Origin of the sequence: Alkalihalobacillus sp. NPDC127517 (assembly GCF_050276055.1) — a bacterium.
Lineage (GTDB): Bacteria > Bacillota > Bacilli > Bacillales > Bacillaceae_D > Alkalicoccobacillus.
Window position 1 is genome coordinate 20832 of the sequence record NZ_JBNNQX010000027.1, and the last position, 6633, is coordinate 27464.

General features: G+C 41.2%; 6 protein-coding genes. 5 read left to right on the forward strand and 1 reads right to left on the reverse strand.

The features are described from left to right. The first annotated feature begins 40 nt into the window (after positions 1 to 40). Positions 41 to 907 (forward strand): MazG nucleotide pyrophosphohydrolase domain-containing protein, encoded by an 867-nt coding sequence (locus tag ACQKKO_RS20900; protein ID WP_498650581.1) that lies wholly within the window; start codon positions 41 to 43, stop codon positions 905 to 907. A 41-nt stretch (positions 908 to 948) separates the two neighbouring features. On the opposite strand, the gene ACQKKO_RS20905 is transcribed toward ACQKKO_RS20900, so the two are convergent. Continuing rightward, complete coding sequence (locus ACQKKO_RS20905) at positions 949 to 1854, reverse strand: methyl-accepting chemotaxis protein (protein ID WP_498650583.1); 906 nt, start codon at positions 1852 to 1854, stop codon at positions 949 to 951. A 149-nt stretch (positions 1855 to 2003) separates the two neighbouring features. Here ACQKKO_RS20905 and ACQKKO_RS20910 point away from each other — a divergent pair, with 149 nt between their 5' ends. The 4 genes from ACQKKO_RS20910 (at position 2004) to ltaS (ending at position 6381) form a co-directional block, all read left to right on the forward strand. After that, a complete protein-coding gene (locus ACQKKO_RS20910; protein ID WP_498650585.1) occupies positions 2004 to 2789 on the forward strand; it encodes an SDR family oxidoreductase in 786 nt (261 codons plus the stop codon). 179 nt (positions 2790 to 2968) lie between these two features. Continuing rightward, positions 2969 to 3562, forward strand: coding sequence for a hypothetical protein (locus ACQKKO_RS20915; protein WP_498650587.1), 594 nt, complete (start codon positions 2969 to 2971; stop codon positions 3560 to 3562). Between the two features lie 70 nt (positions 3563 to 3632). After that, on the forward strand, positions 3633 to 4256 hold the full coding sequence (locus tag ACQKKO_RS20920; protein ID WP_498650589.1) for a flavin reductase family protein: 624 nt from the start codon (positions 3633 to 3635) through the stop codon (positions 4254 to 4256). Positions 4257 to 4440: 184 nt separating this feature from the next. After that, positions 4441 to 6381, forward strand: a complete 1941-nt coding sequence (gene ltaS / locus ACQKKO_RS20925) for a lipoteichoic acid synthase (protein ID WP_498650591.1) — start codon at positions 4441 to 4443, stop codon at positions 6379 to 6381. Positions 6382 to 6633: the final 252 nt, after the last annotated feature.

Sequence of the window (6633 nt, forward strand, 5' to 3'; positions counted from 1 at the left end):
GTATACTAATGAGAGAACAAATAGTATGGAGGGCAATAAAATGACAGGTGACAAACTTGAAACCATTCTTGATTATCAGCAGTTAATTGATCAATCCATTAGACGTCTTGGAGGATATTGGCGTACGTTATCTGGACTAGCTAGGGTAACGGAAGAAGTGGGGGAGCTTGCTGAGCTACTCATTACGAAAGAAAAGAATCCCGACACAATAGGAGGGGAGCTTGCAGATGTATTTATTATTACGACGTGTCTAGCTAACCAATTTGCGACGGATTTAACTCAAGAGTACGAGGATATTGGTTTACCTACTAATGTGAGTAAAATCAAATGCCCGGATGAGAACGTGTCGGCATCTGACTTGCTACTGGCTTTAATGAGACGAGCAGGAACGATCGCACGTATCATTAACCATTATGACGGGGATAAACCAATGAAACGGACAGAGGAACAGCTCTCGCTGGGAGGCCAAATAGCCCTTTTTCACCAGGAACTATTCAGTTTCGCATCGGCTCTTCATACTACTGTATTTGACCATGTGGCTAAAACAGTCAGAAAGAATTTAAAACGGGATCAAAATCGGTTTGCCATGACTTCCGATCCTATTACTGAACCAGGAGCAATGGAAGCTCTTGAGTTATCCACATTGTTTCAACAGGGTTCACGTTTTTGGTCAATTCGCCAGTGGGACGCGTCTCGTTCAATAGAGCATAACCTCTCTGTCACACAGCTGACGGTTGATCGCTTTAAAAAGTGTGCACATGCGGAGGGTTTAGATGGACTCATTTTAACCATGCCTCCCCTCCAACCAGATGCACACGCACAATTCCAGCTTGATCCCACACGTTTTTCTGTGTTAACGCAGAAAAAAGCAGATCAGTATGTTACCTATAAAATGAAACCTATTTAATGAAAAAAGGCTCGCCAACTAAAGCGAGTCTTTGATTTAACTTAGATAATATGCTGCAGTGTCTTTGTTTTATCCTTGAGTTCTCCTGCATCCTTTGAAAAGGTCTCAAAATCAGTTATTGTCACATGTACTTGTTTTTGGTTTTCATGACTATATTCCTTCGCTTGAAGTGTTCCTTCTGAGATAGTATGAACTTCATTCGTCATCGATTGGATACTGTCACGAATTTCTATGACTGATTCCTCAATGCGTTTTGAAAGGGTTCGAACTTCTTTCGCAACAACATCAAATCCTCTGCCGTATTGACCTGCTCTCGCTGCTTCAATGGCAGCATTCAGAGCTAGCAAATTGGTTTGAGAAGCAAAGCCTTGAATGGTCTTAATAATGCCTTGAATAGCGTCTGCTTTATCTTGAAGTCCAACTAGTGTTTCAGTGTTTTGAGTGGATAATAAGGCTACCTGATTAATACTTGTAATTAAATTCTGGCTCCGATCAATACCTACTCCGGCTCTCGCCTCTAGTCTCTCTGACATCTCTTGCAGATTCAAAGCGAAGGACGTAATGGTTTCTTGTCTTTGTGTAATGTTTGTAGCAACCTTTGACACACCAACTACAGCTCCACTGTCATCCTTTATCGGCATGTAGGTAGCCTCTAACCAGATTTTTCTTCCGTTTGCGCTCATTCTCATAATCTTATCTTGGAAGCTCACACCAGATAACAAGCTCCGCCAAAACTGTTCATAGCGCAGACTATGGCGAAATTCAGGGAAGCAAAGCTCCTGATGGTGCATTCCAAGCATCTGATCTACTGTATAGCCCATCGTTTGGGCGAAAAGCGGATTTACATACGCAACTCTACGATCTAAATCAAACCGAATCATTGCAAGATTCTCCTCAAGTGCTTTAATCACGAGCTGCTCTGTTTTTTCATTAGGTTGATGGGTCAAGGGGTATCCTCCGAGTCTAATAAGTTATAGTACGATGTACCCGCAAATGGAGAAGGACAAACGTCTCGTCTTTTTATTGCGAATTCGTTGCCTAATGATACAGACTTGTTCACAATAGAAGAAATAAGACATTTATTGGAGGGATCGTTATGGATTTGTGTCTAAAAGGGAAAGTAGCTTTGGTTGTAGCATCGAGTCAAGGGCTAGGAAAAGCAGTGGCCACACAGTTTGTTAAAGAAGGCGTCCACGTCATGCTAACTAGTCGAGATGGAGACAAACTGGCTAAGGTAAAAGAAGAACTAAAGGACTTGGATCAAGGCAGAGTAGAATATCATGTATGTGATATTACCAAACCTAACGAAATTAAAGAGTTAGTCAAGCAAACGCGACAGGCATTTGGGACGATTGATATTCTTGTAAATAACGCAGGCGGACCTCCAGGTGGAGGGTTTGAGGATTTTTCTGATGAAGAGTGGGAGCACGCCTTTCAATTAAACTTGTTAAGCTATGTTCGATTAATCCGTGAAGTTTTGCCTGATCTAAAAGAAAATGGAGGTCGAATCTTAAACATTGCCTCGTCGTCCATTAAACAACCGATACCTGGACTAATTCTCTCTAACACATTTAGAATGGGTATCCAAGGCTTAGCTAAAAGCCTTGCAGAAGAGCTTGCCCCTTACGGAATTTTAGTGCATACAGTAGCTCCGGGAAGAATTGCTACAGATCGGGTGGATCATTTAGATCAATTAAAAGCAGAAAAACAAGGGATAGATAAGTCAGAAGTCAGTGAACAGGCGCGCAAAAACATTCCCCTTGGTCGCTACGGGCAGCCTGAGGAATTTGCAAATGTCGTCACATTTCTAGCCTCAGATGCTTCAAGCTATATGACAGGCAGCTCCATCTTAGTTGATGGTGGGATGATCCGGTCCATTTAATTTTTATAGTTTTTTTGTTAGAAATCAACTAAATGATGGCGAATGATTCTGCGACCGAATCATTCGCCATTCGTTGTTTATGTGTTCTTTTTTAAGATTTTCTTCATTTACTGATAGAAATTGGATTTTTGTGATACATTTGAAAGAATACATTCTGGTTGCCTGGGGGCTGAATTCGTTTGAAGAAAAAAATCGCTGTTGGAGCTACGCTTTTAATCACTCTGATCTGTGCAGTTGTGATATATCTTGGTTTAACGCAAAACAGTTTACTTTCAAAGGAAACGCCTGAGAGTGAATCAACTCGAGAATTAGGAACAGCAACTGAAGAGTCGAATGGAATCATTGAATATGAACCTTCCACTGAACCAATTGCCTTTCAAGAAGGCCAAGAGGAGAAGGTCCGGGACATCCTAAAGGAACAACATGATAACCTTAATACACTAGCTGGTTGGGGTGCGGTAGAACGGATAGATCATACGCGCCTTGTTGAAAAGGAACAGTGGCGTCAGCTGAAGGAAGACGTGGAATGGTTGAGTCAGCATGGACTAGCTCCCTCAGAAGCCATTAATGATATGAAGAATGCGAAAGTTTTAATGGAAGTATCAGAGGAGCATGAGGATGAGATGTCTGTGCGCTACTTACATCGGATTTTTCATGATTTAGATGCACGTGTGAATGAGACAAAGGTTGATAAGATTTGGGGCGTGACCTATGCCTATGGCTCAGAAGATGAAATAGATAAAGTCTATACGTACATTTCGGATTATAAGTAAGGAGTCCGGGGTTAATCAAACAACTAATTGGGTATATAATGATGAATTTAAGAAAAGAGGAATACGACTAATGCACACGTTGTTGTCAAAAGAGTTAACAGCGAAAGACCACTACAAACTATTATCTGGATCTGTGGTGCCAAGACCAATTGCGTTTGTAACGACACTCAGTTCAGAGAATCAGCAAGTTGTGAATGCAGCACCATTTAGCTTCTTTACAATCGTTTCATCTAATCCGCCTATCCTTGCTATTTCGGTTTCAAGAAAAGAAGGCGAGATGAAGGACACGGCTCGAAACGTACTTAAACATAAAGAACTTGTTATACATTTGACGGATGAAGAAAACCTTAACGATATTAACGCTACAGCGGCTTCATTGTCGCCTTTGGAAAGTGAACTAACATTAACGAAATTCCATGTAAAACCAAGTGAAATTGTAGAGGTTCCGGGAATACTAGAAGCGAAGATCCGCTACGAATGTACACTTCACGAGCATATACCGATTCGTGATGATCAAGGAGTTGTTTCAAATGACCTTATCCTCGCGAGAGTGGTGTGTTATCATGTTTCAGAGGAAGTGTATGAGCCCCGGACCGGGTACATCCAGACCGATAAATTAAGGCCGGTCGCACGTCTTGCAGGGCATGAGTATGCACAGATTCAGACACCATTTGAGTTAAAAAGACCAACGTAATCATGAGTCTGACAAATGCAAGTACGAGGGTGAGCGATCTGGTTCAAGAAAGAACGATAAAAACCTCACTTTTTAACGGTAGAAGCTAGTAGACTTACGAATACTCCTTATTTTGATACTTGTTACTTTAGGCGCTTCGTCCTAAAATAAAGCTCATGAATTTGTTTAGAAAGAAGAGATTGAAATGAATAAAAGACGATTAGGCAGTAAAGAAGGCTTTTTTCTGCTTGCTCTAGTTTTTCTTTGGATCAAGACATATGTCTCCTATAAGGTTGAATTTAACCTTGGAGTAAAAGGGACGATGCAGGAATTTTTACTTTTTATTAATCCACTAAGTGCTGCAATTATTCTATTTGGCTTAGCGTTATTTGCCAAAGGAAGACGAGCGGGCTGGTGGATTTTGATATTCAGTACACTCATGACTATTGTGCTGTACGCAAATATTATGTTCTACCGTTTCTTTGATGATTTTCTCACGTTACCAAACTTAATGCAGACAGATAATGTGAGTAATATGACTGAAGGTATCTTCTCTACAATGTATGGACATGATTTTCTTTATTTTGTTGATTTAGCTATCCTTTTATTTGTGTTAATACAAAACAAAGCATTTAAAGAAATCAAGTTTAGAAAAAGCCTTGCCTCTACAGCTATTGTTGCAGGAATCGCTATTTTTACAGTGAACTTAACGCTTGCTGAGATTGATCGTCCGCAGCTTTTAACTAGGACGTTTGATCGGAATTATATTGTGAAATATCTTGGGTTATATAACTACACCGTTTATGACGGCATCCAAACGGCTCAAATGGAGTCTCAAAGAGCTTATGCAAGTAGTGATGACTTAACGAATGCAAAGCATTATACAACCTCTCATTATGCTGAACCGAACGAAGAGCTGTTTGGAGCTGGTGAAGGAAAAAACATCATTAAAATCCATTTAGAAAGCTTTCAATCGTTCTTATTGGACTATGAGTTAGACGGGGAAGAGGTCACTCCATTTTTGAACAGTCTGGCGCGAGGGGAAGAGGACATGACGTACTTTGATAACTTCTTTCATCAAACAGGTCAAGGAAAAACGGCGGATGCGGAGCTAACACTCGACAACAGTATCTTTGGTTTGCCTACCGGGTCTGCTTTTGTGACTAAGGGTCAAAATACGTATCAATCGCTTCCGGCGGTCTTAAATCAGGAAGCAGGATATACAAGTGCGGTTCTACATGGTGATTACAAATCATTCTGGAATCGGGATCAGATCTATAAGCAGTTTGGAATTGATCATTTCTTTGATGCAAGCTCTTATTCAATGGACGATGAAACCGTGGTGAATCTTGGATTAAAGGATAAACCTTTCTATGAGGAATCCATTCCAATGCTTGAGTCCTTGGATCAACCTTTTTATTCACACCTAATCTCCCTTACGAATCATTATCCATTTATTCTGGATGAAGAGGACGCCACACTTGATCGCGGGACAACAGGAGATAAGACCGTTGATGGGTACTTCCAAACGGCTCGATATTTAGATGAAGCTGTTGAAGAATTCTTTGATGAATTAAAGGAATCCGGGTTATATGATGATTCCATTATAATGATTTACGGAGATCATCAAGGGATCTCAGAAAACCATAACCGTGCAATGTCTGAGGTGCTGGGTACTGAAATTACACCTTATCAAAACGCTCAAAACCAGCGCGTGCCGCTGATGATTCGAGTACCAGGAGTAGAGGGCGGAGTAAATCACACGTATGGTGGGGAAATTGATGTGATGCCGACACTGCTTCATCTTCAAGGAATTGATGCACAGAAGTATTTAATGTTTGGTACAGATCTCTTTTCCGAAGAGCATGATGAAACAATTGCCTTCCGTGACGGTAGCTTCGTTACACCTAAGTACACAAATGTACAAGGAACATTATATGATACGAACACTGGAGAAGAAGCCGAAGTGAGCCCCGAAACCGATCGTTTAAAGGAAAAGGTGGATGAACAGCTTCAGCTATCAGACGAAGTATTGTATCAGGATCTTCTTCGTTTCCATGATGTCGATGGGTTTAAACCAGTAGATCCAAGCAACTATTTCTATGGCGAAAAAGGTGCAACTGAGCAACCTGAAACGCCACAGTAAAATGTATAACTGGAAAGAGGCTGGGACATAACATTAATGCGGATAGCAAAACACGAACATAGCACTATATCCGCTGCAGGAGAATCCCTCCCTTTCCACGGGGACGGCCTCAGCCCCTTCCGCGGGAAAAGCGCCGCTACAGTGTCTTCACCACGCCCTGTTCCGTAGGAGCATTCCTGTGGGTTTTCTTTTGACCTATTTACACAAAAAAAGTCCTCCGTTAAGATGCAAGTAATCACACAAAACATCAAA

Coding starts and splice junctions, on each gene's coding strand:
- ACQKKO_RS20920 (WP_498650589.1), top strand. CDS start 3,633: ATGCACACGTTGTTGTCAAAAGAGTTAACAGCGAAAGACCACTACAAA.
- ACQKKO_RS20910 (WP_498650585.1), top strand. CDS start 2,004: ATGGATTTGTGTCTAAAAGGGAAAGTAGCTTTGGTTGTAGCATCGAGT.
- ltaS (WP_498650591.1), top strand. CDS start 4,441: ATGAATAAAAGACGATTAGGCAGTAAAGAAGGCTTTTTTCTGCTTGCT.
- ACQKKO_RS20900 (WP_498650581.1), top strand. CDS start 41: ATGACAGGTGACAAACTTGAAACCATTCTTGATTATCAGCAGTTAATT.